The sequence below is a fragment of the Rhodococcus sp. Leaf225 genome, from assembly GCF_001426145.1.
Taxonomy (GTDB): Bacteria; Actinomycetota; Actinomycetes; order Mycobacteriales; family Mycobacteriaceae; genus Rhodococcoides.
The window spans coordinates 424254-447959 of record NZ_LMRN01000007.1 but is presented as its reverse complement, the minus strand read 5'-3'; the positions used below and the strand labels follow the sequence as shown (position 1 = coordinate 447959).

Below are 23706 nucleotides of genomic sequence, written 5' to 3'. Positions count from 1 at the left end.
CTAGGAGCAGTCGCCGACAGAAACGACCGTGGGCCGACCGAGGCGACCGCGACGTGGCCGCTCGTCGTCAGGCGCCGTAGCGCAGGACCCGGCGGGCGGCGAACTCACGGAAGTAGTCGAGCTTGCGACCGGGGACCAGCGACGGGAGCAGGTAGTGCCACAGCCGCTCCATGCGCGCCGACAACTCCTTGGTGCTGTCGGTGGCCACCGCGACCATGTGGGCGCCGACGATGACCTCCAGGAACAGCATTCCGGTGGTCACGGGGTCGAGGTCGGCCTCGAGGTCACCCTCGTCGATCGCCCGACGCGCCAGGCCGGTGTGGTACTCGGCCCAGCCCTCCATGACGTTCTCACCGGTACCGCGGTAGTCGCCGATCTGATGCTTGAGCCGGAACATCGCGGCGACCATCGGATCCGTGATCGCCAGATCGACCGTGATGTACGAGACACCGATCTCGGCCTCGAGAGCGGGGATCCGGCCGTCGTCCAGGGCGCGGCACGCCGTGGTGAGCCGCCGCACGCCCTCGTCGATGACGGCGCGAGCCAGCTCCTCCTTCGACCCGAAGTGGAAGTAGAGAGCTCCCTTGGTGACCTGCGACTGCGAAATGATCTCGCTGAGGCTGGCATTGGCGTACCCGAGCCGTAGAAAGACATGGGCGGCCCCCGCGAGCACCGTGTCTCTGGTGATCTCGGCGCGTGCCTGTCTGACCATGCGATCCGCCTCGAAAGTTTGGGGCATTCAATCCGTGAACAACGCGAGAACGGTACCACTGGACCACTACACAGCACGAGCACTCGTCCCGGAGTCCGAGCGTCGTGTCGTCACGACCGACGAGGTGGTCCACCGTGACCACCTCCGGTGACACTCGCGCTTTCAGCTCCCCAACCGGGGATCGGGCTCCAGATTCGTGAGCCCGTTCCAGCACAGGTTCACGATGTGCGCGGCCACCACCTCTTTCGAGGGAGACCGTTCGTCCAGCCACCATTGCGCCGTCATCGACACCATTCCGACCAATGCCTGGGCGTACAGCTGGGCATTGGCCGGGTCGATGTCTCGGCGGGAGAAGTCACCCGCCAGGATGTGCCCCACCTGGCCGACGGCGTCGTTCAGCAGGCTCGAGTACGTCCCCTCGGCCGCGGCGACCGGGGAGTCGCGCACGAGGATGCGGAACCCGTCGCTGCGCTCCTCGACGTACGTCAACAGGGCCAGCGCCACCCGTTCGACCCGGATCCGGGACCGGTTCTCGGTCAGCGACGACGTGATCATGGACAGCAGCGTGGACATCTCGCGGTCCACCACCACGGCGTAGAGACCCTCCTTGCCGCCGAAGTGCTCGTACACGACCGGCTTGCTCACCTGCGCGCGTTGCGCGATCTCCTCGATGGACGTGGCCTCGTAGCCACGCTCGGCGAACAGCGTGCGGCCGATCTCGATCAACTGGGCCCGGCGCGCGGTCCCCGTCATCCGGACGCGGGGCGCACGATCCGGTAGGGCGGCGTCACCGGGTGCACGCGGCTGATCGGGCTCGCGGGGCGCGTCGGGCGTCGAGGTCATGGAATCACTGTGACACGCGAGCACTGCGCGGCGAGTGAGGCCTGCGGAGCGTTTTACGGAGCGGGTGCACTCGTGCGAGGATCGACGCGCTCGGCGCACGCCAGCCGAGGCTGTGATCCGCCGTGGTGTAATGGCAGCACCTCTGATTTTGGTTCAGATAGTTCAGGTTCGAATCCTGGCGGCGGAGCCGTGACGCCACAGCGGCGGAGCTGCTGTCGTAGGGCGGCGGAGCCGTGGCGACGAGTGTGGCGGGTCCCCCACCCGGGGCACATCCGAAGTCGGTCGAGGAGATTCATGACGTCGAAGGTCGCTGTAGTCGTGCTCGCCGCGGGGGCGGGAACCCGAATGCGATCTAAGATTCCGAAGGTTCTGCACGAACTGGCCGGTCGGTCCATGCTCGCGCACGCTCTGCACGCGGCCGACGGGGTGGACCCCGATCACCTCGTCACCGTCGTCGGGCACGACCGCGAGAAGGTCTCGGCCGCCGTCGCCGATCTGGCCGAGACGTTGGGTCGCACCATCGACATCGCGGTGCAGGCCGAACAGCACGGCACCGGTCACGCGGTGCAGTGCGGCCTCGCGTCGCTGCCCGCCGACTTCGACGGCACCGTGGTGGTCACCGCGGGGGACGTGCCGCTGCTCGACGCCCACACTCTGCAGGCACTGCTGCACGATCACCACTCCTCCGCGGAGCCCGTCGCGGTGTCGGTGCTCACCTTCGTCCCCGACGACGCGAACGGCTACGGCCGCATCGTCCGCGACGGGTCCGGCCAGGTCCAGGAGATCGTCGAGCACGCCGACGCGACTCCCGATCAGCTGACCATCACCGAGGTGAACTCGGGTGTCTACGCCTTCGACGCGCAGTCGCTGCGGGTGGCTCTCGACTCGCTCGGCACCGACAACGCGCAGCACGAGCTGTACCTGACCGACGTCCTGAAGATCTCGCGCCGACGCGGCCTGCCGGTGTTCAGCACCCAGCTCACCGACCCGTCGCTGGTGCGCGGCGTGAACGACCGAGTGCAGCTGTCCGAGGTCACCCGCATCCTCAACGAGCACATCCTCGCCCGCCACATGCGCGCCGGCGTGACCGTGATCGACCCGTCGTCGACGTGGGTGGACATCGAGGTCGCCGTCGGACGCGACGCCGTGCTGCACCCCGGCACGCAGTTGCACGGATGCACCGTCATCGGTGAGGACGCGATCATCGGGCCCGACACGACACTCACCGACGTGTCGGTCGGCGAGGGCGCGACGGTGGTCCGCTCGCACGGATCCGACTCGGTGATCGGTGCCGGAGCGACGGTCGGGCCCTTCACCTACCTGCGGCCGAACAGCGAACTCGGCGACCACGGCAAGCTCGGCGCCTTTGTGGAGACCAAGAACGCGACCATCGGAGCGCACTCCAAGGTGCCGCACCTGACCTACGTCGGCGACGCCAGCATCGGCGAGCACTCCAACATCGGTGCGTCCAGCGTCTTCGTCAACTACGACGGCGTCGGCAAGAGCCGCACCGAGATCGGTTCGCACGTGCGCACCGGTTCCGACACCATGTTCATCGCGCCGGTGCGCGTGGGCGACGGGGCCTACACGGGCGCCGGAACCGTCCTACGCCATGATGTACCGGCGGGAGCGCTCGCCGTCTCCGGTGGTCCGCAACGGATCATCGAGGGCTGGGTGCAGAAGAAACGTCCGGGAACGCCGGCGGCAGAGGCCGCCGAACGCGCCCGTTCGACCGAGGAATCACACGTGCACGAACCGAAGGACGGCGAGTAGAGCAGTGACCACAGCCAACTGGATCGACAACCAGAAGAACTTGATGCTCTTCTCCGGTCGCGCTCATCCCGAGCTCGCCGAGCAGGTGGCGAAGGAACTCGGGATCGAGGTCACCCCGCAGACCGCCCGCGACTTCGCCAACGGCGAGATCTTCGTCCGCTTCGAGGAGTCCGTCCGCGGCTCCGACGCCTTCGTGCTCCAGAGCCACCCGTTCCCGTTGAACACGTGGCTCATGGAACAGCTCATCATGATCGACGCGCTCAAGCGCGGATCCGCGAAGCGCATCACCGCGATCCTGCCGTTCTACCCCTACGCCCGCCAGGACAAGAAGCACCGCGGCCGCGAGCCCATCTCTGCACGCCTGGTCGCCGATCTGCTCAAGACGGCCGGCGCCGACCGCATCATCACGGTCGATCTCCACACCGACCAGATCCAGGGCTTCTTCGACGGCCCGGTCGACCACATGCACGCGCACAGCCAGCTCGCCGACCACATCCGTGAGGGCTACAACCTCGAGCACATCACCGTGGTCTCCCCCGACTCCGGCCGCGTGCGCGTCGCGGAGAAGTGGGCCGACTCGCTCGGCGGGGCGCCGCTGGCGTTCATTCACAAGACGCGAGATCCGTTGGTGCCCAACCAGGTCAAGTCGAATCGAGTCGTCGGTGACGTCGAGGGACGCACCTGCATCCTGATCGACGACATGATCGACACCGGTGGCACCATCGCCGGCGCGGTGAAGGTGCTCGAGGAGGCCGGCGCGGGCGACGTCGTCATCGCCGCCACGCACGGCGTGCTGAGCCACCCGGCCGCCGAGCGCCTCGCGTCGTGCGGCGCCAAGGAGGTCGTCGTGACCAACACGCTGCCCATCAGTGACGACAAGCTGTTCCCGTCGCTGACTGTGCTCTCCATCGCACCCCTGCTCGGCAAGACCATCCGTGAGGTCTTCGAGAACGGGTCCGTCACCAGCCTGTTCAACGGCAACGCCTGAGAGACGACGTCACCGACCGACACTCCCCGCGGACCTCGTCCGCGGGGAGTGTCGTCGTCGGGCGCCCTACTTCCGGGCCAGCACCAGGGCGAAGCGCTCGTCGGAATCGGTCCAGAACTCGTCGACCGTCAGCCCCGCCGCGGCCAGTTCGCCGGTGATCGACTCGCGTCGGAACTTGGCGGAGATCTCGGTCCGCATCTCCTCGCCCGCCGCGAACTGCACGTCCAGGTCGAGGTCCGCGACGCGCACCGTGTGGTCGCGACGTGCGCGCAGCCGCATCTCGATCCACTCGTTGCGCTCGTCCCACACGGCGACGTGCTCGAAGTCGTCCACGTCGAAGTCGGCGTTCAGCTGCCCGTTCAACACGGAGAGCACGTTCAGGTCGAACTGCGCCGTCACTCCCTGCGCGTCGTCGTACGCGGGCACCAGAACCGCGGGGTCGATGACCAGCCCGACCCCGAGCAACAGGAACTCCCCCGTGTCGAGGGTGTTCGAGATGGCGGAGAGGAACTCGGCGCGCTCCTGCGGCACGAGGTTCCCCAGCGTGCCGCCCAGGAACGCCAACGTCCTGCGCCCGCCGGTGGGGACCCAGAACAGACCACTGTCCGGGCCGCCGGTGCTCGTGAAATCGCTCACCACACCGTGGATCTCGAGATCCGGGTACTGGCGCGACAACTCCTCCATCGCACCGGTCAACGCCGACGGCGACACGTCCTGCGGGACGTAGCGACGCAGGGTGCCGTGTTCCAGACCCGCGGACAGCAGCACCCGGGTCTTGTCCGACGATCCGGAGCCCAACTCGACCAGCACCTCCACTCCCGTCACGCGGGCGATCTCCGCGGCCCGTTCGGTCAGCAGGGCGCGCTCGGTGCGCGTCGGGTAGTACTCGTCCAACTCGGTGATGCGCTCGAACAGTTCGCTGCCCACGGCATCGTAGAAGTACTTCGGCGGCAACCATTTCGGCGTCGCGGTGAGCCCGCGGCGGGCATCTTCCCGCAGCGATTCCTGTAGATCACCCTCGGTGATGTGGATGTCCAGTGACGGCGCTGTCATGACGAACTCCTCGGTGCTGACGAGCATGGAAGGTGCAGGGGTGGAGCGGTCAGAAGGTGGTGATGTCCACGGATCCCGGTCGGGCGGAGACGAGGCACCGATCGGGCACCTGCTGCCATCCGGGCAGATCGTCGAGCGGTTCGGACGCGAGGACGACGCTGTCCTCGTCGTACCGGACGGAGAGCGAGTGGTAAAGCGTCGTCGCCCAGAGCGACTCGCCATCGCCGAGCAGCAGGTTGACGCGCGAGTCCGGAGCGGCGGCGTCGACGTCCGCCAGCAGACCGGCGAGTGCGTCCGCCGGATCGCGGTCCAGTAGCCGCTGCTGCAGAATCGCCCACAGCACAGCGGAATCCGTGGGTGCCGCCAACCGCAGCAGCGACTCGACGGGCACCTTCTCGGCGAGCGCGGAGACCGACTGCGGCCATCCGCGCACGACACCGTTGTGGCTGAACGCCCATCGACCCTCGACGAAGGGCGCGCACGCCGACCGCTCGACGGGCATGCCGACGGTGGCGGACCGCACGGCCCCCATCACCGCCACCGAGCGGATGTGGGTGAGCGTGTCGGTGACGGCCCGGTCACCCCACATCGGCATCGCGCTCCGATACGACGACGCGGTGCCGTTCGACCACCAGGCCGCACCGAAGCCGTCCGCGTTGATCGTGCCGCCGCCGCGCATCTCGCGGGGTGCGTACGACTGGGTGAGCAGCGATGTCGGGCCCGCGGTGAGCACGTCTCCGACGGTGCGCGCGGGTCCGAGATAGCCGACGTGTCGGCACATCCGCTACCGGTGTCCCACGTCGCGGGCGCACCGGAAGCCGGCGAAGATCTGGCGCCGGATCGGGTGGTCCCAGTTGCGGAACGTCGCGCGGACCACCGTCTGGTCGGTGCCGAACGAGCCGCCGCGCAACACCTTGTAGTCGCCGCCGAAGAACACCTCGGAGTATTCCGGGTAGGGGAACATCTCGAACCCGGGGTACGGCTCGAAGTCGGACGACGTCCACTCCCAGACGTCCCCCATCAGCTGTTCGACGCCGAGCGGCGAGGCTCCCTCGGGATACGCGCCGACGTCGGCGGGTTCGAGGTGGCGTTGACCGAGGTTCGCGTGCCGTTCATCGGCGTCGTCGTCGCCCCAGGGGTTGCGCCGGGAGAGCCCGGACGCGGGGTCGAAGCGTGCCGCCTTCTCCCATTCCGCCTCGGTCGGCAGGCGCTTGCCGGCCCAGCGGGCGTAGGCGTCGGCTTCGAACCAGCTGACGTGAACCACGGGCTGCGTTGCTCGAATCTGCTTCGCACGTCCGAAGACTCGACGCCACCACACACCGTCGTCGTCCTGCGACCAGAACTGCGGCGCGGTGAGACCGGCCTCGGTGCGGTGTGCCCAGCCGCGTTCGGTCCACAGCTCCTCGCGGTCGTAGCCACCGTCGGCGATGAACTGGAGGTACTCGCCGTTGGTCACCGGAGCCGCGTCGATCGCGAAGGTGGGCACCTCGACAGTGTGCGCGGGCCGCTCGTTGTCGAGGGCCCACGGATCGTCGCCGGTTCCCATCTCGAACGCGCCACCGGGGACGATGACCTCGACGTCGTGGGCGGGCGGCAGCTGGGCGCGGGGAGCGTCGGGTGCCTCCAGCACGGCGTCGCCGGTGCGCAGCTGATGTGTCGCCAGCATCGTCTCGTCGTGCTGCTGTTCGTGCTGCGCGACCATCGCGAAGACGAAGCCGTTCTCCACCAGCCGACTCTCGTCGAAGGTGCAGCGCTGCAGCGCATCCAGTGACAGGGCGCGCACGGTGTCGACGTAGGCACGCGCCTCGTCGGGCGACAGCAGATCCAGCCCCGGCCGGGTGGACCGTGCGTGGCGGAACGCGTCGTAGAGGTCGTCGATCTCCGGGTGCACCGCGTCTCGGCCGCCCACGTCGCGGACCAGCCACAGCTCTTCCTGGTTGCCGATGTGGGCGAGATCCCAGACCAGTGGGCTCATCAACGGCGACACCTGCTCGCGCAGCCCGTCCTCGTCGAGGCACCGGGTGAGCGCCAGGGTCCGGGCTCGGCTACGCACCAGCATCGACTCGAGCCGGCCGCGCAGCGCCACCGCGTCGACCGTCGTGTTCGCCGTCATCGTGAGAACTCCTTCCGAGCATCGCTTCGTGGTGGTGTCGCCGCTGTCCCTGGTGCCGTCGGCGGCCGGGCGGCGGAGCAGCGCGTCGCCGCGCGGCCCAGGGCTTCACGCGCCTCGCCGTGGCTGGAGTCGGCCGCGAGTGTCAGCAGCTCCACCGCAGCGCGCCGCAGCGCCTGGTCGGCGAGTCCGTCCCGCGCCGCGTCCTCCCACCTGTTCAGGGTGGGTTCCGCCAGGTCCAGCGCCTGATCGGCCACCGAGTCGGAGGACAGCAGGGCGTCCACCGCGTACATCGGCACCTCCCACGTCCCGTCGGGTTGGCCGTCGAGGTACCGGATCTCGAGGTGGCCGCTCGCACGCACGAGGGGAAACACCGTCGTCAGGTGGTAGTCCAGGTCGGCCGTCGTGGGGCGCCGACCCATGTCGTCGTCCAGGTCACCCTCGAGCCACTGGGCGAACGTGGCCTCGCGCGGCGGCGCGGCGAGGCGCCCGTCGCGTCGCACACACAGGAGCGGGACGTCCATCACCCAGCGTGCGTAGTCGCGGACGGGATCGACCCCGAGCGGAACACGCGTGCGAGTGCGGTCCAGTTCGAACCAGGTGCGCATGCGCTGCGAGGCCCACCGACCGTCGGGAACGCCGTACAGAGCGGGCGTGGTCGCGAACGCCGCCAGTAACGCCGGACCCACGGCATGCACTGTGGCCCAGCGCCGTCGGATCTGCTCGTCGTCGCCGCCGGCGTCCACACTGACCTGGACCGCGGCCGTGTTGCACATCATCAGCTTGCCGTACGGGCCGTACTGCTCGAAGCGCTGCTCCATCGCGCAGTAGCGCGGCAGCGTGAGCAGGCGGTCGGGAGGTCGTAGCGTGTCCGCGCCGCCTCCGGCGAGGGAGATCCCGTGCGAGTCGAGCAGGCGGGTCAACGTCCGCTCGTCGTCGCGCAACGCCTCGACGACGGAGGGGAGGGACGTGGCGGGCGAGGACGACAATTCGATCTGACCACCGGGCTCGACGGAGACGACACTTCCGGAGCGGAGGGCGAGTGCGGGGGACTCGGGCCGAAGGGACTGCGGGGTGTGAGCACCCAGTGCCTCGGCGAGCGAGTCGAGAGTGGGACGTGCACCGGACGGGCTCCGGGTGAACCATTCGAGTTCTGCGCCGATCAGAGTCGGCGGCCCCACCTTGAAACAGACCCGGGCGAGGTATGCCTCGGCGGCGGGCCGCGAACTGAGAGTGCCGGAAACGGCCGTCATGGATGCCTCCGCGGGGTGACGGTGGAGCGTGAAGTGGAACGGGTACTGCGTACGGGAAGAGGAACGGACACTGCGTGTCCGGATGACGTCTACCCCCGCCCTTCACAGACTAATCGCTCCCGCGCGCGGTCGCCGGTAGTGTCGGCGTCACTGTGAACGCCACCCCCGAGACGGACACCGTCGACGTGCTCGCTGCCCGCGCGGACACCCCTGCCGCCGAGCACGGGGTGTTCCTCGACAGCGCCGGCTCGTCGCTGCCGCCACAGCGCGTCGTCGAGACGGTCGTCGAGCACCTGCGCCGTGAGGCCGAGGTGGGCGGATACCGCGCAGCGCGTGAACGCTCGGAGGATCTCGCCGCGGTGCGCACGTCCGTGGAGATACTGATCGGAGCCCCGACCGGCACCGTGGCACTGTCCGACAGCGCCACGCGGGCCTGGTGCGACTTCTTCTACGCGGTACCGCTCTCCCCCGGTGACCGCATCCTGGTCTCCACCGTCGAGTACGCCACCAACGCGATCGCCGCACTGCAGCGGGCGCGGGCTACCGGCGCGGTGGTCGACACCATTCCCGTGGACCCGTCCGGACGCATCGATCTCGAGGCTCTCGAGCGGATGATGGACGACCGCGTCGCGCTGGTCTCGCTCGTGCACGCGCCGACCAACGGCGGCCTGCTGAACCCGGTCCGGGAGATCGTCGACCTGGCCCACCGTCACGGGGCCCTCGTGCTGCTGGACGCCTGTCAGTCGGTGGGCCAGATCGCCCTCGACGTGGCGGAGCTCGGTGTGGACGCTCTCTCCGCGACGGGACGCAAGTGGCTGCGAGGACCGCGCGGCACCGGTTTCCTTCACGTCGCCCCGTCGGTGCTCGACACCCTGGAGCCGCGATCTCTGGATCTGCACAGTGCGTCCTGGACCGGCCCCGACTCCTACACCGTCGCCGACGACGCGCGCCGGTTCGAGACGTGGGAACACGACGTCGCGGCCCGGCTCGGTCTCGGCGCCGCCGTCGATCTCCTGCTCGAACTCGGGCCGAGCGCGGTGGAGGCCGCGGTGCGTGTGCGGGCCGAGCGGCTGCGGAACGCCCTCGCCGAGGTGCACGGCATCGCGGTGCACGACCTGGGCGACCACCACACCGGCATCGTGACCTTCACCGTCGAGGGCGTCGCGCCCGCCGCGGTGAAGGACGCACTGGCGGAGCGCGACATCACCGTCTCCGTCAGCCCGTCGTCGTCGACTCTGCTCGACATGACGGCCCGCGGACTGGACTCCGTCGTCCGGGCATCTCCCCACTACTTCCTGACCCTCGATCAGATCGATCACGCCGTGGACGAGTGCCGGGCTCTGACGTCGGAGCGGTGACCCGCCGCCAACGGTGACGAGCAGGGGCGATTCGCGGCCGATCGGCGCGTTCGGGTAGTGTTCACGCCGTTGTCTCGGCGAGGGTGACGAGTGCGCAGTGCGTACGTCACCGTGATCGACGCAGGCGCGGTCTCGCAGCCGTCCTCGTTCGTGTCCACGCCGAGCGAGTAGTACCCGCAGCAGTCACACCGGACCGCAGCCGTTTCAGACCGCAGTCACACCAGATCTTCCGAGGAGCCCCGTCCCATGGCCAACGTTCTCAACGCCACCGTCCGCACCGAGTTCGGCAAGGGCGCAGCCCGCCGCACCCGCCGCGACGGTCTCGTCCCCGCCGTCCTGTACGGACACGCCACCGAGCCCAAGCACCTCTCGCTCCCGTCCCGCGAGTTCGCCGCCGTGCTCCGCGCCGACGGCACCAACGCCGTCATCGAGCTCCAGGTCGACGGCGAGAAGCACCTCGCCCTCACCAAGTCGGTCGTGGTCCACCCGATCCGTAACTACATCGAGCACGCCGACCTCCTCGTCATCCGTCGCGGCGAGAAGGTCACCGTCGAGATCAACGTCGTCGTCACCGGCGACGCGGCGCCCGGCGCCCTCGTCACCACCGATGCCAACGTCATCGAGATCGAGGTCGACGCGACCCAGATCCCCGAGCAGTTCGAGGTCTCCGTCGAGGACGCCGAGATCGGCACCCAGATCCTCGCCTCGTCGATCGAGCTGCCGTCCGGCGCGACGCTGATCTCCGATCCCGAGCTCCTCCTCGTCAACGTCGTCGAGGCGCCCAGCGAGGCTGCACTCGAGGCCGAGGGCGCGGGCGATCTCGCCAGCAACGTCGCCGCCGAGGAAGAGGAGGCTGTCGAGGACAGCTCCGCCGCCGACGAGGCCGCAGCAGCAGACGAGAACTGATCCACCGAGCACCACCGCGGCGCGCCTCCCTCACCGGAGGCGCGCCGTTTCTCGTTCCCCACTCCGCACGACCCCGCACGCCACGAGCTGAAAGCGACTGCCGCACATGACCGATCGCACTGCTCTCGTCATCGGCCTGGGCAATCCCGGGCCGCAGTACGAGCGCACCCGACACAACGTCGGCGCCGTCGTCGTCGACACCCTGGCGGAGCGGATGCGAGGGTCGTTCTCGTCGCACAAGCGCAGCAACTCCGACGTGCTCCAGGCACGGCTCGGAACTCGCCCGGTCGTGCTGGGGAAGCCGCGGTCGTACATGAACGAGTCCGGGGGCCCGGTCGCCAACCTGGCCCGGTTCTTCTCCGTGGCGCCGGCGGACATCATCGTCGTGCACGACGAACTCGACGTCGATCTGGGTCAGGTGCGGCTCAAGGTCGGCGGCGGGGAGGGCGGGCACAACGGGCTGCGCTCGATCTCGAAGTCGTTGTCCACCAAGGACTACCTCCGTGTCCGGGTCGGGGTGGGGCGACCGCCAGGCCGGATGGATCCGGCGTCGTACGTGCTCAAGCCGTTCGCCGCGTCCGAGCGCGACGAGGTGGCGGTCGTGCTGGAGGAGGCCGCGGACGCAGTGGAGCTGCTCCTGAAGGGCAGCCTCGAGAACGCGCAGAACCGCATCCACCGACCCTGATGCGCTGAGCTCAGCCGAGGAGCGACGCCGAGTTCGCGCGGCGGAGCTTGCCCGAGGACGTCTTCGGAATGGTGCCGGGACCGAGCACCGCGACCGTGCGAGGACGAACCCCCACTTCCGAGAACACCGCGTGCACGATGTCGTGCTCGATGCGCTTGACCGCATCCGGGTCGGCGATCTCGTTGGTCTCCGCCGCGACCGCGAAGCTCTCCCGCTTCTGCCCCGCGTCGAGACGGATCGCGACGGCATTGCCCGGCCGGACGCCCGCGACGGTGCCCACGGCACGTTCGATGTCGGTCGGATAGATGTTGCGGCCGCCCATGATGATGACGTCCTTGATGCGCCCGCAGACGACGACCAGGCCTTCCTCCGTGAAGTACCCGATGTCGCCGGTGTCGAGCCACCCGTCGTCGTCCTGCGCGGACACCGAGCCCTCCACCGTGATGTATCCGGGCGTCACCGCCGGCCCCCGCACGTGGATGACACCGACACCGCGGCTCGGGAGCACCTGGCCCTCGGCGTCGACGACGCGCCCCTCGAGATTCGGCACCATCCGCCCGAGCGTCGCGAGACGACGGACGTTGCCCTTGGTCGACGGAACGGCGCGGCCCATCACCTCGAGCAGGTCCGCGTCGACCACGTCGAGCACCTGGCCCTGATCGCGTACCGGGATCGACACCGCGAGCGTGGTCTCCGCCATCCCGTAGACGGGTGCGAGAGCGGTCGGGGCGAGCCTGAACCGGGCGCCCGCCTCTGCGAGGGCGAGCATCGTGTCGGGATCCACCGGCTCGGCACCGTTCCACGCGTAGCGCAACGACGACAGATCGAGGGCCGTGTCGGCGGACGCCTGCTTCAGCCTGCGCGCGAGCAACGAGTACGCGAAGTTGGGAGCGGCGGTGACGGTGCCGCGGTACTTGTCGATCAGCTGGGCCCACAGCAGCGGAGAACGCAGGAAGTCGATCGGCGTGATGCTGACGACCTCGGCTCCGACCTGCATCGGCACCGACAGGAACCCGACCATCCCCATGTCGTGGAACAGCGGGAGCCAGCTGACCATCACGTCGTCCTCGAGCGAGTACTCGATCCGATCGATCATCGCGTAGGCGTTGACGTAGAAGTTCTCGTGGGTGATGCGCACGGCCTTGGGAGATCCGGTGGACCCGGACGTGAGCTGCTGCAGCGCGATGTCGGACTCGTCGGTGGGCACGGGATCGGTGTCCTCACCGCCGCGAAGGTCGTCGATCGTCAGCACGGTGATCCCGCGTTCCTCCAGGATGGGCGCCGCGGCGTCGAACGGCGCACCGAGCACCACCGCGGCGGCGTCGATCATCCGGATGACGGTCTCGGTGTCGGCACCCCACACGGCGAGATCGGTGCGCGGCGTCGGCTGATGCAGCATGGTCACGGACGCGCCGCGCATCCACGCCGCCTGGCACGACGGCGCGATGTCCACCGGCTGACCGGCCAGGATGCCGATCGCGTCCCCGCGAGAGACGCCTGCCGCGGCGAGCCCGCCGGCCATCCGACGCGCGACCGCATGGATGTCGCCCCACGTCTGCCGCAACGGTGCGTCGGGCTCACCGGTGACGAGACCCCGCTCGGTCGTGGCCGCGGTCGCGTACATCTCCTCGGTGAACCTGCTCAACGTCACTCCCTCGTCGGTGGTGCGTGCCGGGTGCGCGCACCACTGTTACATCCGGACGACGGTGACCGCTGTTACGGACGGACGGGCTCGGCGTGTCGGCCGAGTACCCTGGGTACGTTCCGACCAGTGATCCGCACAGCTGCGGTCACCGAAGAAAGGCCTTCGTGAGCACCCCGTCCGTCGACACCGACACCACCACCGCGGTCACCGCCGCCGGCACCACCCCGCCGAAGAACCTCCGGCGCGAGGTGGAGCGTCGTCGCACCTTCGCGGTGATCTCGCACCCCGACGCGGGCAAGTCGACGCTCACCGAGGCCCTGGCTCTGCACGCGCGGAAGATCTCCGAGGCCGGTGCGATCCACGGGAAGTCGGGTCGCCGCTCGACCGTCTCCGACTGGATGGAGATGGAGAAGGCGCGCGGTATCTCCGTGAGTTCGACGGCGCTGCAGTTCGACTACGCCGATCACACCATCAACCTGGTGGACACCCCGGGTCACGCCGACTTCTCGGAGGACACCTACCGCGTGCTGACCGCCGTGGACGCCGCCGTGATGCTGATCGACGCGGCGAAGGGTCTGGAACCGCAGACGCTGAAGCTGTTCCAGGTGTGTCGACACCGCGGCATCCCGGTCATCACCGTCGTCAACAAGTGGGACCGGCCGGGCCGCTCTCCCCTCGAGCTGCTCGACGAGATCGAGGAGCGCATCGGTCTGACGCCGACCCCGCTGTACTGGCCCGTCGGTATCGCGGGTGACTTCCGCGGACTGCTCGACGTGTCGGAGCACCAGTACATCCACTTCACCCGCACGGCCGGTGGCGCGACCATCGCACCCGAGGAGTTCATGGACTCCGAGGCGGCGCAGTCCCGTGAGGGCGACGACTGGACCACCGCCGTCGAGGAGAGCGAGTTGCTCGTCGAGAGCGGGCAGCGCCACGACGAGGACGAGTTCCTCGCGGGCCGGACGTCTCCGGTGATCTTCGCGTCGGCGATGCTGAACTTCGGCGTGCACCAGATCCTCGACACCCTCGTCTCGTTCGCTCCGGCCCCGGGCCCCCGTCCCGATGTGGCCGGTGGTGAGCGCGAGGTCACCGACCCCTTCAGCGCGGTCGTGTTCAAGGTGCAGGCCGGCATGGACACCGCACACCGCGACCGCCTCGCCTTCATGCGCGTGGTCTCCGGAGTCTTCGAGCGCGGCATGGTGGTCACCCATGCCCAGACGGGCAAACCGTTCACGACGAAGTACGCGCTGACGGTGTTCGGCCGCGAGCGCACCACGGTGGAGAACGCCTACCCCGGCGACGTCGTCGGGCTGGTCAACGCCACCGCGCTCGCTCCCGGCCACACGTTGTACGCGGATCGCAAGGTCGAGTTCCCGCCGATCCCGTCCTTCGCTCCCGAGCACTTCGCCGTCCTCCGTGCGGAGAGCGCGAGCAAGTACAAGCAGTTCCGTCGCGCCGTGGACCAGATGGATCAGGAGGGTGTCGTCCAGATCCTGCGCAACGACATCCGCGGAGACGCGTCACCCGTCCTCGCCGCCGTGGGGCCGATGCAGTTCGAGGTGGTGTCCGCGCGCATGAAGTCCGAGTTCGGCGTCGAGGCGCGCATGGAGCCCCTGGGCTACTCGATCGCTCGACGCACCGACGCGGCGTCCGCCGGGGAGCTCGGTCGCCAGCGCGGCGTCGAGGTGTTCACCCGCACGGACGGCGTGATGTTGGCGCTGGTCAGTGACAAGTGGCGGCTGCAGTACATCCAGAAGGAGCTGCCGGACCTGCTGCTCGAGCCGCTGGTCGCCGCAGCCGACTGATCCTCTGGGACATCTCCACACCACCTCACCCCAAGATTGGTGTCATCTCCAATCCATAGGGTCAAAACTGTTCGCTGTTTCCTTCCCGTGGTACTTTTTCTCTGTTCGAACGTACTTCTGGTTTGTTCTTCGGAAGTACTCGAGTCACGTACCGAGACGATCGAGGAGCAGTCCGAGTAATGAGCGATGGATCAAGTGGGCCCCTCACGGGGATCAAGATCGGCAAGGCACCAGCCCACCGATCCAACGGGACACCTTCGAGCGTCACTCCGAGCAAAAGTGAGGTCGACATGACAACCAGTGATCAGATTTCCGAACACGCGTTGCCTGGCGGCAGCACGTCCACCAACGGATCGTCGAACGGCAGCAGCTTCGCCTCGGGTCGTCACCCGAGCCCCGATCGCCGCACGGCCATGGGCATCGCGTCCATCCGCATCGCGGGACGGCTGACCCAGAACGAGATCACCAGCCGCGACACGCGCCCGATGGATTCCTCCACCGGACCCGACGAGCTGCTGCAGCTCCTCGGTGAGTACCTCACCTCCGGTGGGCTCGCGAGCCCCGAGCTGCACGTGCGTTCCAACGGCACGACGGTGGTGCTCGATCTGCAGAACCCCGCCAAGGGCTTCCGCTGATCCTCTCCTGACACACGAGAATGGCCCCCGGCATCGCCGGGGGCCATTCTCGTGCTCTCGTCATCCGTCCCCGTGACGCACGAAGGCGACCCGAGAAGAATCTCGGGTCGCCTCGTACTACTTCACGACGGACACAGTCGGGGGACGACCGCCGCGAAGAGAGTGTTCGTCCTCATGATCCCTGTGGAAAAGGATCAGGCGGGGGGCATCATGACCGAGTCGACCAGGTAGACGGTCGCGTTGGCGGTCTTGACGCCACCGCAGACCAGGTTCGAGTCGTTGAACTTCAGCGTGTCGCCCTCACCGGTGACGTTGACTGCCTGGCCCTCGACCGAGGTCTGCTCGCCGGCGATCGCGTCGGGAGCGATCTGGCCGGGGATCACGTGGTACGTGAGGATCTTGGTGAGCAGCGCGGAATCGGTCTTCAGCGTCTCGATGGTGGCCGGGTCGATCTTCGCGAACGCGTCGTCGGTCGGGGCGATGACGGTGAACTCGGAGCCGTTCAGCGTGTCGACCAGGTTGACGCCCGGGTTCAGGCCACCGGAGACCGCTGCGGTCAGGGTGGTGAGGATCGGGTTGTTGGAGGCGGCGACGGCGACCGGATCGGCAGCCATTCCGCTCACGGAGCCCGCACCGTCCGGGACCTGCTCGGCGTAGGCAGCGCAGCCCGAGCCGACGAGGTTGGAGGCCGGATCGGCACTCGAGTTCATCGCGGTGGAGGAGGACATGGCCGACGAGGTCATCGACTCCATGCTGCTGCTCGCGGTGGTCTCGGTGGTGCTGCTGCTGTCGTCGGACGAACATGCGGACAGTCCGAGGAGTGCAACTGCTGCGAAGCCGACTGCTACTGCACTCTTGCTCTTGGTGACGCTCATGGCGAGAACCCTTCTTGTACGGATCTGATAGCCGCTCACCGCCGGTGATGATCACCGGCCGCTGTCGGTTGTGTCATCCACCATTCGGATCCGGGTCCCATGGGGGATTGGTGACGGTTGTGAGAAAAATTCCCCACCAGTCACTTCGGGGTCCGACCAGGGATCACTCCCTGGGATCGGTACGCCCCGGCCCCAATTCGGCGGGCAGATCGGTCGGAAGGCAGGTTTCCTGTGTGGCCGTGAACCATCCGGTGTAGCGGAACAACCGCCCGAGCGTGCGGCCACGCACCTCGATGTCGATGCGGTGGCGCTGCTGCTCCTCGTCCCACCACTCGCGGCCGATGGTCTCCGCCGACAGGAGACCCGGCGGCTTGATCGACCCACGCGGAGCGAGGAACCGGGGCAGACCGCTGTCGAGCCGCAGGCCGCCGTCGGCGTCCGCGGAGCACTGGGTGTGCACCACCATGTCGGGGCCGGCACCGATGTAGTCGAGTGCGCCGCGCGATCCCACGACCATCACCGAGTCGAGTGCCACCTCGTGGCCGGGGAACTGGAACCGTCGGACGAACGCCAGCGTGGGCCTGCCCAGCTCGTCCGTGTACGCGTAGTTGGCGATGGTGAAGGGGATGTTCTCGCCCGAGTCGGAGGGGACCATCCGCCGCTTGCCACCGAGCCACAGGGCCGGCGGCGGCAGCAGCGGAGAGTGCGTGATGGTCTCCATGACACCGGTGCCGAACTGCGCCACATGATCGTCCGCACCGAAACCGAAGCGCCACTGCACCTTCGGGTGAAGCTTCTCGAACTCCGAGCCCATGACCTCGGACACGACGGATGTCATCGTCACTCCTCGCGCAGAACGCGGTCGCCGATCGACCGCCTGAACGCGAGGGTAGACCGTGTCAGCCCAGTTCCTCGGCCAGCTCCATCCAGCGCTCTTCGACGGAGTCCTTCTCCGCGACGACGGTGAGCAACTCGGCGTTCAGCGACTGCAACGTCGCCGGGTCCGTCGCCGCCTCGGCCAGCGAGACGTGCAGTGCGCGCACCCGATCGTCGAGCTTGACCAGGGAGCGCTCGAGCTTCGAGAGTTCCTTGCGAGCGGCGCGCTCGTCGGCACCGCCCTTGGCCGCGGCCGGCTTCGCTCCCCCGCCCGACGTCATCCCCGGAGCCGCGTCGTCGGCTGCGGCGATTCGCGCGCGACGCCGCAGGTACTCCTCGATGCCACCCGGCAGGTTGGTGAGCTTGCCGTCGCCGAACAGAGCCCACGTCGAGTCGCAGACGCGCTCGATGAGGTACCGGTCGTGACTGATGACGATCATGGTGCCGGCCCAGCCGTCGAGCAGATCCTCGAGCTGCTGCAGCGTGTCGATGTCGAGGTCGTTGGTCGGCTCGTCGAGGAGCAGGACGTTCGGCTCGGACATCAGCACGCGTGTCAGCTGCAGTCGACGGCGCTCGCCACCCGACAGGTCACCGACGGGCGTGCGCTGCCGTGCAGGCGTGAAGCCCAGCCGCTCGGCGAGCTGTCCGGCAGAGATCTCCCTGTCACCCAACTGAATTCGTTCCGCGACGTCCTGGACCGCCTCGAGCACGCGCATCCCGACGGGCAGGTCGTCGAGTTCCTGGCGGAGCCAGCCGATGCGCACCGTCTTGCCCTCGATGCGGCGGCCCTTGGCGGGTTCGAGCTCGCCGGCGATGGTGCGGAGCAACGTCGTCTTGCCGGAGCCGTTGACACCGACGAGACCGATGCGCTCCCCCGGCGCGAGGCGCCACGTGAAGTCCTCCACCAGTACGCGACCGTCCGGGGTCGCCAGCGTCGCGTCCTCGAGCTCGATGACGATGCGGCCCAGCCGGGTCTGCGCGAACTTCGACAACGCGACCGAGTCGCGCGGCGGCGGCACGTCCGAGATGAGGGCCTCGGCGGCCTCGATGCGGTAGCGCGGCTTCGAGGTTCGAGCGGGCGGGCCGCGGCGCAGCCAGGCCAGCTCCTTGCGGGCGAGGTTGCGGCGACGATCCTCCGCGGCATCGGCCTGGCGAGAGCGCTCCGCGCGAGCGAAGATCCAGTCGGCATAGCCGCCCTCGTACGTCTCGACCTGACCGTTCACCACTTCCCAGGTGCGGGTGGCAACGGTGTCGAGGAACCACCGGTCGTGGGTGACGACGACCAGTGCGGACCGCCGGTTCACCAGATGCTCGGCCAGCCACTGGACGCCCTCGACGTCGAGATGGTTGGTCGGCTCGTCGAGCACGAGCAGGTCGAGGTCCTGCACCAGCGCGGCGGCGAGCGCCGTGCGTCGGCGCTCACCGCCCGACAACTGCTCGACCGGTGCGTCGAGCCCGAGACCGGTGATGCCGATGCCGTCCAGAACGCTGCGGATCCGGGCGTCACCGGCCCACTCGTGCTCGGCGACACCGAGCGGTGCGAGGACGATGTCCCCGATGGTGGACCCGGGCGGCAGGACGCCACGCTGCGTCACGACGGCCATCCGGAGTCCGCCCACGCGACTCACCCGGCCCGAGTCGGGCTGCTCGACGCCCGCGAGCACCTCGAGCATGGTGGTCTTGCCGTTGCCGTTCAGGCCCACGACGCCGATGCGCTCGTTCTCCTGGACACCGAGCGAGACGCCGTCGAGGAGCGGCTTCACGCCGAAGGATTTGGAGACCTGCTCCAGGTTGATCAGGTTGGCCATCAGTGTTGTCCCCGGTTCGTGTCGTTCTGGTCGCGTTCGGTGCGCACTCGCGCTCCGCTCACCGGTCCACGTGCCACGCGTACCGTGCGGCAGACGCCGGCGCCGGACAGTTCCGCGCCGACCTCGACCGCATGGTCGGCAGAGGCGCAGAGGAAGGCGCAGGTGGGGCCGGACCCGGAGACGATGCCGGCGATGGCACCCGCCTCGGTGCCGGCGCGCAGGGTGCGGCGAAGGCCTGGTTCGAGGGACAGCGCCGCGGCCTGGAGGTCGTTGCCCAGGAGCGGCCCGACCCGCGCCGGATCGCCCGACGCCAGGGCCTGCATCAGCTCGTCGGGTGCGCCGAGGCGCGGCGGCGCTCCCCGTTCGCGCAGCCGGTCGAGTTCGCGGTAGACCGCGGGAGTCGAGAGGCCGCCCTTCGCGAGAGCGAGCACCCAGTGGAAGGAGTTGCGTGAGAGCACCGGCAGCAGCTTCTCGCCGCGACCCGTGCCGACGGCCGTGCCACCGGCGACGGAGAACGGAACGTCGCTGCCGAGCTGCGCCGCGAAGTCCATGATCTTCTCGCGGGACAGGCCGAGGTTCCAGAGCGCGTCCAGCGCGACGACGGTCGCGGCCGCGTCGGCGCTGCCCCCGGCCATGCCCCCCGCGACGGGAATGCCCTTGTCGATGCTGATGGCGACGGCCGGCCGACGACCGGCATGGGCGGCGACGAGTTCGGCCGCCTTCCATGCCAGGTTGGTGTGGTCGGTGGGAACGATGCCCGCATCGTCCCCGTACACGCTGACGGACAGTGTCTCCGCGGCCACGACGGAGACGTCGTCGACGAGGGAGAGCGCGTGGAAGACGGTGGTGAGTTCGTGGTAGCCGTCGGGGCGCAGGTCACCCACGGCAAGGTGCAGATTGACCTTGGCGGGAGCGCGGACCGAGACCGGCCGCGGAACGACTGTGAGCACGTCTCACCACTGTAGTCGGCGTGCGCCCGAGTACCGAACCGGATCGAGGACCCGAACTGTCCGCTGTCGGGTGCATCATGTCGACATGCGTGAGACGTCCGCTCGACTGCTGGCTCTGCTGTCGTTGCTGCAGACCCGGCGCGACTGGTCTGGGGCCGATCTGGCCGAACGGCTGCAGATCACCCCGCGCACCGTGCGCCGTGACGTCGACCGGCTGCGGTCGCTGGGCTATCCGGTGGACGGAACGGTCGGCGTCGGCGGCGGGTATCGGCTGGGTGCCGGCGCGGAGATGCCACCCCTGCTGCTGACGGACGACGAGGTGATCGCCGTGGCGCTCGGGCTGCAGAGCGGCGCGTCCGCGTCCGTCACCGGCACCGCGGAGTCGTCGATCGGGGCCCTCACCAAGCTGCGGCAGGTGATGCCGTCACGGTTGCGTCACCGACTCGACGCACTGCAGATCGACGTCGTGCAGTCACGTCCGGTGCAGTCGAGCGTCGACGCGTCGGTACTGACAGCAGTGGCGACCGTGTGCCAGAACCACGAACGCCTGCGGTTCGACTACCGCACCCACGGCGGGGACACCATGCGGCGTGAGGTGGAGCCGTACCGGCTCGTGCGGTCGGGGTTGCGGTGGTACCTCGTGGGCTGGGACCTCGCCCGTGAGGACTGGCGGTCGTTCCGCGTCGACCGCCTCGATCCGAAGGTGCCGACGGGGCCTCGCTTCACTCCTCGGGCCCTGCCCGAGGGCGGCGCCGCGGAGTTCGTGTCGAGGGGCATCGATCAGGCGTTCTCGGCCGCCCGCGGACGTGTCGTGCTGCACGTGCCGTTCGAACGGGTCGAGGACCGCGTCGATCCGCAGTGGGGCACCCTCGCCCGGCTCGACGACGAGCGGTGCGAGGTCTCGATCACCGCGGACACCTACCCGTCGATGGCGCGGTGGCTCGCCGCCTTCGACGTGGACTTCACGGTGTGCGGCCCACAGGAGTTGATCGACGCCTGCGAGGTCGAGTCACGGCGACTCGACCGTGTCGCCGCCAGATACGCCCGTGCCCGCGACGAGCACCGCCCGTGTCAGGACTCGTGACCACCGGTAGTCTGCGCCAGTCGGACGAACGCGGCGGCGTCGAGCGTCTCCCCGCGCGCCGACGGGTCGATCCCGGCCTCGACGAGCCGCGTCTCCGCCATGGCCGCCGATCCGGCCCACCCCGCCAGAGCCGCACGTAACGTCTTGCGCCGCTGCGCGAATGCCGCGTCCACGACGGCGAAAAGAGTGCGGCGGAACGTCTCGTCCATCGGCCACTGCGGATTCTCGTGCCGATCGACGCGCACCAGACCCGACTCCACCTGCGGCACCGGCCAGAACACCGAACGGCCCACGGCGCCCGCGCGGCGGACGTCGCCGAAGTACGCGGCCTTCACACTCGGCACCCCGTAGGTCTTGCTGCCGGGAGGAGCCGCCAGCCGGTCCGCCACCTCCGACTGCACCATCACCAGCGCGGTGCGCAGGGTGGGGATCAGGGCGAGCAGGTGCAGCAGCACCGGCACCGCCACGTTGTACGGGAGGTTGGCGACCAGTGCTGTCGGCGCGCCGGGAATCTCGTCGCGACGCACGCGCAGAGCGTCGGCACCGACCACCGCCAACCGGTCGACTCGCGACTCGGCGCGCTCGGCGACGGTCTGCGGAAGACGCTGCGCCAGAACGGGGTCGATCTCGACGGCGACCACGTCGTGCACGACGTCGAGCAACGCCAGGGTCAGCGATCCGAGTCCCGGCCCCACCTCGAGCACCGTGTCGTCCGGACCGACTCCGGCCGCGGTCACGATGCGTCGCACCGTGTTCGCGTCGTGGACGAAGTTCTGGCCGAGGGTCTTGGTGGGCCGGACGCCCAGCTCGGCCGCGAGGGTGCGCACCTCCGCGGGCCCCAGCAGGCGGACGCGTGCCGGGCCGGCTGCGGAATCGGACGCCGGCGAATCGGACGTCGGCGGGGAGACGGGAGGTTCGGACACGGGTGGAGCGTATGTCAGCGCAGCCCGAGCCTGCTGGTGCAGGAGGGCCAGGCGCCCCAGCCCTGGGTGCGCTGGGTCTGCGACGCGATCGCGATCTGCTCCTCGCGGGTGGCCAGGTCGGCGCGCGCCGCGTACTTGAGCCCGCCCTGCCGCTCCCAGGTGTTCTGGTCGAACTGCACGCCGCCGAAGAAGCCGTTGCCCGTGTTGATGGCCCAGTTCCCGGTGGCCTCGCACTGCGCGAGGGCGTCCCAGACGGCGCCGTTCTCGACCGGCGGCACCTCGGTGCCGGGCTTGGCACCGACGCGCACGGTCTTGGCGACCGGCGGTGTCGTGACGTCGGCCTTCACGAGCGTGCGGGAGACCTCGACACCGTTGACCTTGTTCACCGAGTAGGTCGCGTTCTGCTCGCCCGGAGCGCCGGCGGACTCCTCGATCGTCTTGCTCATGTTCATCGTCGGGTCCTCGATGCGCTGATCCGGCGCGACGACGGGTTCGGTGACGCTGACGGTCTCCGTCCGATCGCGGGTCACCGTGACCACGGCGCCCTCGACGAGCGGCTCGTCCGCCGCGGGGGCGACCGTATCGTTCTGTTCGAGAGGCGCACCGGCCGCGGCGAGGAACTCGCCGACGGTGGGTGCGGCGAGCCGCATCGGTGCGGGCGACGCGGCCCCGTCGGCGAGGGTCACGGACTTCGGCAGCACGACGTTGACGGAGGCACCGTCGAGCGGCAGCGGGTCGGACTCCGACTCGTCGATGTGGACGTCGGGAGCGATGCCCAACTGATCCTTGGCCTCGGCGACGGTGGAGGCGGTGGTCCACACCGTCGTCGGCGCACCGTCCACGGTGAGAGTCACCTCGCGAGCCCGCTTGAGCGTGACGGTCTCTCCGTCGGCGAGGGTCGCGTCCGCGGCGGGCGCGACCTCGTCCCGCTCGGTGGGCTGATAGCCGGCGGCCGCGAGGGCGCTGCGGACGTCGGTGGTCATCGTGGAGAGCTGGACCTGCTGCCCGTCGACGTCGATCGTGACGGTCTTGTGGCGGGCCACGGCGACGCTCGCTCCCACGACGAGTGTGGCGAGAAGCGCGGCCACCACGACGTACAGCAGGCGGGACCGGGCGGAGTTGAGTCTGGCGACGTGCGACATCGTCACCGCGCTCCCGCCCCGGTGGACACGACTGGTCGAACGGACATCACGGACGAATAACGCAACTTCGATTTCCTTGCCGGGTCGAGACGATCACGAGGCCGAGAGGCTCGCATCGGGGTCATACGATCACGATACGGTAACGAGCGGGCACAGGTTCGGCAACTTCACGGCCTCGAGCAGCCCGTCGACCGTTCCTACCTTCCGGTACGGGTCGTCGCGAGCCCCCCGGCCGATAGGGTCCGAGCCGACTGTTCACCTGCACCAGAACGGAAGGCTCTT

21 protein-coding genes and 1 tRNA gene are annotated in these 23706 nt (G+C 69.0%); 9 read left to right on the top strand and 13 right to left on the bottom strand.

The annotated features are described in order from the left end of the window. Positions 1 to 67: 67 nt before the first annotated feature. Both ASG69_RS02265 and ASG69_RS02260 read right to left on the bottom strand, forming a co-directional pair. Positions 68 to 712, bottom strand: a complete 645-nt coding sequence (locus tag ASG69_RS02265) for a ScbR family autoregulator-binding transcription factor (protein ID WP_027504067.1) — start codon at positions 710 to 712, stop codon at positions 68 to 70. 162 nt (positions 713 to 874) lie between these two features. Continuing rightward, complete coding sequence (locus ASG69_RS02260; RefSeq protein WP_027504068.1) at positions 875 to 1465, bottom strand: TetR/AcrR family transcriptional regulator; 591 nt, start codon at positions 1463 to 1465, stop codon at positions 875 to 877. A gap of 206 nt (positions 1466 to 1671) precedes the next feature. Here ASG69_RS02260 and ASG69_RS02255 point away from each other — a divergent pair. The 3 genes from ASG69_RS02255 (at position 1672) to ASG69_RS02245 (ending at position 4316) form a co-directional block, all read left to right on the top strand. Next, positions 1672 to 1742 (top strand) — tRNA-Gln (locus ASG69_RS02255). Positions 1743 to 1849: 107 nt separating this feature from the next. Next, entirely contained in the window at positions 1850 to 3328 is a 1479-nt protein-coding gene (gene glmU / locus ASG69_RS02250) for a bifunctional UDP-N-acetylglucosamine diphosphorylase/glucosamine-1-phosphate N-acetyltransferase GlmU (RefSeq protein WP_056447100.1), read from the top strand. Positions 3329 to 3332: 4 nt separating this feature from the next. Continuing rightward, positions 3333 to 4316 carry a ribose-phosphate diphosphokinase gene (locus tag ASG69_RS02245; RefSeq protein WP_027504070.1) on the top strand — a complete coding sequence of 328 codons (984 nt, stop codon included), beginning with the start codon at positions 3333 to 3335 and terminating at the stop codon, positions 4314 to 4316. A gap of 66 nt (positions 4317 to 4382) precedes the next feature. Here ASG69_RS02245 and egtD read toward each other — a convergent pair whose 3' ends face one another. The 4 genes from egtD to egtA are packed head-to-tail and all read right to left on the bottom strand — an operon-like array spanning position 4383 to position 8732. Next, complete coding sequence (gene egtD / locus ASG69_RS02240) at positions 4383 to 5369, bottom strand: L-histidine N(alpha)-methyltransferase (protein ID WP_027504071.1); 987 nt, start codon at positions 5367 to 5369, stop codon at positions 4383 to 4385. A gap of 49 nt (positions 5370 to 5418) precedes the next feature. After that, a complete protein-coding gene (egtC, locus tag ASG69_RS02235; RefSeq protein WP_056447097.1) occupies positions 5419 to 6150 on the bottom strand; it encodes an ergothioneine biosynthesis protein EgtC in 732 nt (243 codons plus the stop codon). 3 nt (positions 6151 to 6153) lie between these two features. Then, on the bottom strand, positions 6154 to 7482 hold the full coding sequence (egtB, locus tag ASG69_RS02230; protein WP_056447096.1) for an ergothioneine biosynthesis protein EgtB: 1329 nt from the start codon (positions 7480 to 7482) through the stop codon (positions 6154 to 6156). Further along, positions 7479 to 8732 (bottom strand): ergothioneine biosynthesis glutamate--cysteine ligase EgtA, encoded by a 1254-nt coding sequence (egtA, locus tag ASG69_RS02225; RefSeq protein ID WP_056447093.1) that lies wholly within the window; start codon positions 8730 to 8732, stop codon positions 7479 to 7481. The genes egtB and egtA overlap by 4 nt, the downstream gene beginning before the upstream one ends. Positions 8733 to 8884: 152 nt before the next feature. Here egtA and ASG69_RS02220 point away from each other — a divergent pair, with 152 nt between their 5' ends. From ASG69_RS02220 to pth, 3 genes are all read left to right on the top strand, one after another. Next, the gene (locus tag ASG69_RS02220) at positions 8885 to 10090 is read left to right on the top strand and encodes an aminotransferase class V-fold PLP-dependent enzyme (protein ID WP_056447091.1); all 1206 of its coding nucleotides are present in this window, start codon (positions 8885 to 8887) and stop codon (positions 10088 to 10090) included. 246 nt (positions 10091 to 10336) lie between these two features. Continuing rightward, entirely contained in the window at positions 10337 to 10996 is a 660-nt protein-coding gene (locus ASG69_RS02215; protein WP_056447089.1) for a 50S ribosomal protein L25/general stress protein Ctc, read from the top strand. 106 nt (positions 10997 to 11102) lie between these two features. Continuing rightward, complete coding sequence (gene pth / locus ASG69_RS02210) at positions 11103 to 11681, top strand: aminoacyl-tRNA hydrolase (RefSeq protein WP_056447086.1); 579 nt, start codon at positions 11103 to 11105, stop codon at positions 11679 to 11681. 10 nt (positions 11682 to 11691) lie between these two features. Here pth and ASG69_RS02205 read toward each other — a convergent pair whose 3' ends face one another. After that, entirely contained in the window at positions 11692 to 13326 is a 1635-nt protein-coding gene (locus tag ASG69_RS02205) for a fatty acyl-AMP ligase (protein ID WP_056447553.1), read from the bottom strand. A gap of 164 nt (positions 13327 to 13490) precedes the next feature. On the opposite strand from ASG69_RS02205, the gene ASG69_RS02200 reads away from it, so the two are divergent. Continuing rightward, positions 13491 to 15131, top strand: coding sequence for a peptide chain release factor 3 (locus ASG69_RS02200; protein ID WP_056447083.1), 1641 nt, complete (start codon positions 13491 to 13493; stop codon positions 15129 to 15131). A 290-nt stretch (positions 15132 to 15421) separates the two neighbouring features. Further along, complete coding sequence (locus ASG69_RS02195) at positions 15422 to 15766, top strand: hypothetical protein (RefSeq protein ID WP_231476131.1); 345 nt, start codon at positions 15422 to 15424, stop codon at positions 15764 to 15766. A 194-nt stretch (positions 15767 to 15960) separates the two neighbouring features. Here the strand turns inward: ASG69_RS02195 and ASG69_RS02190 are convergent, their stop codons facing one another. From ASG69_RS02190 to ASG69_RS02175, 4 genes are all read right to left on the bottom strand, one after another. Next, positions 15961 to 16641 (bottom strand): fasciclin domain-containing protein, encoded by a 681-nt coding sequence (locus ASG69_RS02190; RefSeq protein ID WP_027504081.1) that lies wholly within the window; start codon positions 16639 to 16641, stop codon positions 15961 to 15963. Between the two features lie 163 nt (positions 16642 to 16804). Next, positions 16805 to 17479, bottom strand: a complete 675-nt coding sequence (locus ASG69_RS02185) for a DUF4166 domain-containing protein (RefSeq protein WP_027504082.1) — start codon at positions 17477 to 17479, stop codon at positions 16805 to 16807. Between the two features lie 61 nt (positions 17480 to 17540). Further along, positions 17541 to 19325, bottom strand: a complete 1785-nt coding sequence (locus ASG69_RS02180) for an ABC-F family ATP-binding cassette domain-containing protein (RefSeq protein ID WP_027504083.1) — start codon at positions 19323 to 19325, stop codon at positions 17541 to 17543. Next, positions 19325 to 20275, bottom strand: a complete 951-nt coding sequence (locus tag ASG69_RS02175; protein ID WP_027504084.1) for a 4-(cytidine 5'-diphospho)-2-C-methyl-D-erythritol kinase — start codon at positions 20273 to 20275, stop codon at positions 19325 to 19327. Before ASG69_RS02175 ends, ASG69_RS02180 begins: the two co-directional genes overlap by 1 nt. An 85-nt stretch (positions 20276 to 20360) precedes the next feature. Here ASG69_RS02175 and ASG69_RS02170 point away from each other — a divergent pair, with 85 nt between their 5' ends. Beyond that, positions 20361 to 21359, top strand: a complete 999-nt coding sequence (locus ASG69_RS02170) for a helix-turn-helix transcriptional regulator (RefSeq protein ID WP_056447551.1) — start codon at positions 20361 to 20363, stop codon at positions 21357 to 21359. On the opposite strand, the gene rsmA is transcribed toward ASG69_RS02170, so the two are convergent. Together rsmA and ASG69_RS02160 are read right to left on the bottom strand one after the other, a co-directional pair. Next, a complete protein-coding gene (rsmA, locus tag ASG69_RS02165; RefSeq protein WP_051613059.1) occupies positions 21347 to 22204 on the bottom strand; it encodes a 16S rRNA (adenine(1518)-N(6)/adenine(1519)-N(6))-dimethyltransferase RsmA in 858 nt (285 codons plus the stop codon). The two genes, ASG69_RS02170 and rsmA, sit on opposite strands and share 13 nt — an antisense overlap. Positions 22205 to 22296: 92 nt before the next feature. After that, a complete protein-coding gene (locus tag ASG69_RS02160) occupies positions 22297 to 23424 on the bottom strand; it encodes a resuscitation-promoting factor (RefSeq protein WP_027504087.1) in 1128 nt (375 codons plus the stop codon). Positions 23425 to 23706 lie beyond the last annotated feature (282 nt).

Excerpts from the sequence above, each read along its gene's own strand:
- ASG69_RS02190 (WP_027504081.1), bottom strand. The coding sequence starts at position 16,641 with ATGAGCGTCACCAAGAGCAAGAGTGCAGTAGCAGTCGGCTTCGCAGCA.
- ASG69_RS02215 (WP_056447089.1), top strand. The coding sequence starts at position 10,337 with ATGGCCAACGTTCTCAACGCCACCGTCCGCACCGAGTTCGGCAAGGGC.
- egtB (WP_056447096.1), bottom strand. The coding sequence starts at position 7,482 with ATGACGGCGAACACGACGGTCGACGCGGTGGCGCTGCGCGGCCGGCTC.
- glmU (WP_056447100.1), top strand. The coding sequence starts at position 1,850 with ATGACGTCGAAGGTCGCTGTAGTCGTGCTCGCCGCGGGGGCGGGAACC.
- egtA (WP_056447093.1), bottom strand. The coding sequence starts at position 8,732 with ATGACGGCCGTTTCCGGCACTCTCAGTTCGCGGCCCGCCGCCGAGGCA.
- ASG69_RS02160 (WP_027504087.1), bottom strand. The coding sequence starts at position 23,424 with ATGTCGCACGTCGCCAGACTCAACTCCGCCCGGTCCCGCCTGCTGTAC.
- egtC (WP_056447097.1), bottom strand. The coding sequence starts at position 6,150 with ATGTGCCGACACGTCGGCTATCTCGGACCCGCGCGCACCGTCGGAGAC.
- pth (WP_056447086.1), top strand. The coding sequence starts at position 11,103 with ATGACCGATCGCACTGCTCTCGTCATCGGCCTGGGCAATCCCGGGCCG.
- ASG69_RS02185 (WP_027504082.1), bottom strand. The coding sequence starts at position 17,479 with ATGACATCCGTCGTGTCCGAGGTCATGGGCTCGGAGTTCGAGAAGCTT.
- ASG69_RS02180 (WP_027504083.1), bottom strand. The coding sequence starts at position 19,325 with ATGGCCAACCTGATCAACCTGGAGCAGGTCTCCAAATCCTTCGGCGTG.
- egtD (WP_027504071.1), bottom strand. The coding sequence starts at position 5,369 with ATGACAGCGCCGTCACTGGACATCCACATCACCGAGGGTGATCTACAG.
- ASG69_RS02260 (WP_027504068.1), bottom strand. The coding sequence starts at position 1,465 with ATGACGGGGACCGCGCGCCGGGCCCAGTTGATCGAGATCGGCCGCACG.
- ASG69_RS02195 (WP_231476131.1), top strand. The coding sequence starts at position 15,422 with ATGACAACCAGTGATCAGATTTCCGAACACGCGTTGCCTGGCGGCAGC.
- ASG69_RS02170 (WP_056447551.1), top strand. The coding sequence starts at position 20,361 with ATGCGTGAGACGTCCGCTCGACTGCTGGCTCTGCTGTCGTTGCTGCAG.
- ASG69_RS02265 (WP_027504067.1), bottom strand. The coding sequence starts at position 712 with ATGGTCAGACAGGCACGCGCCGAGATCACCAGAGACACGGTGCTCGCG.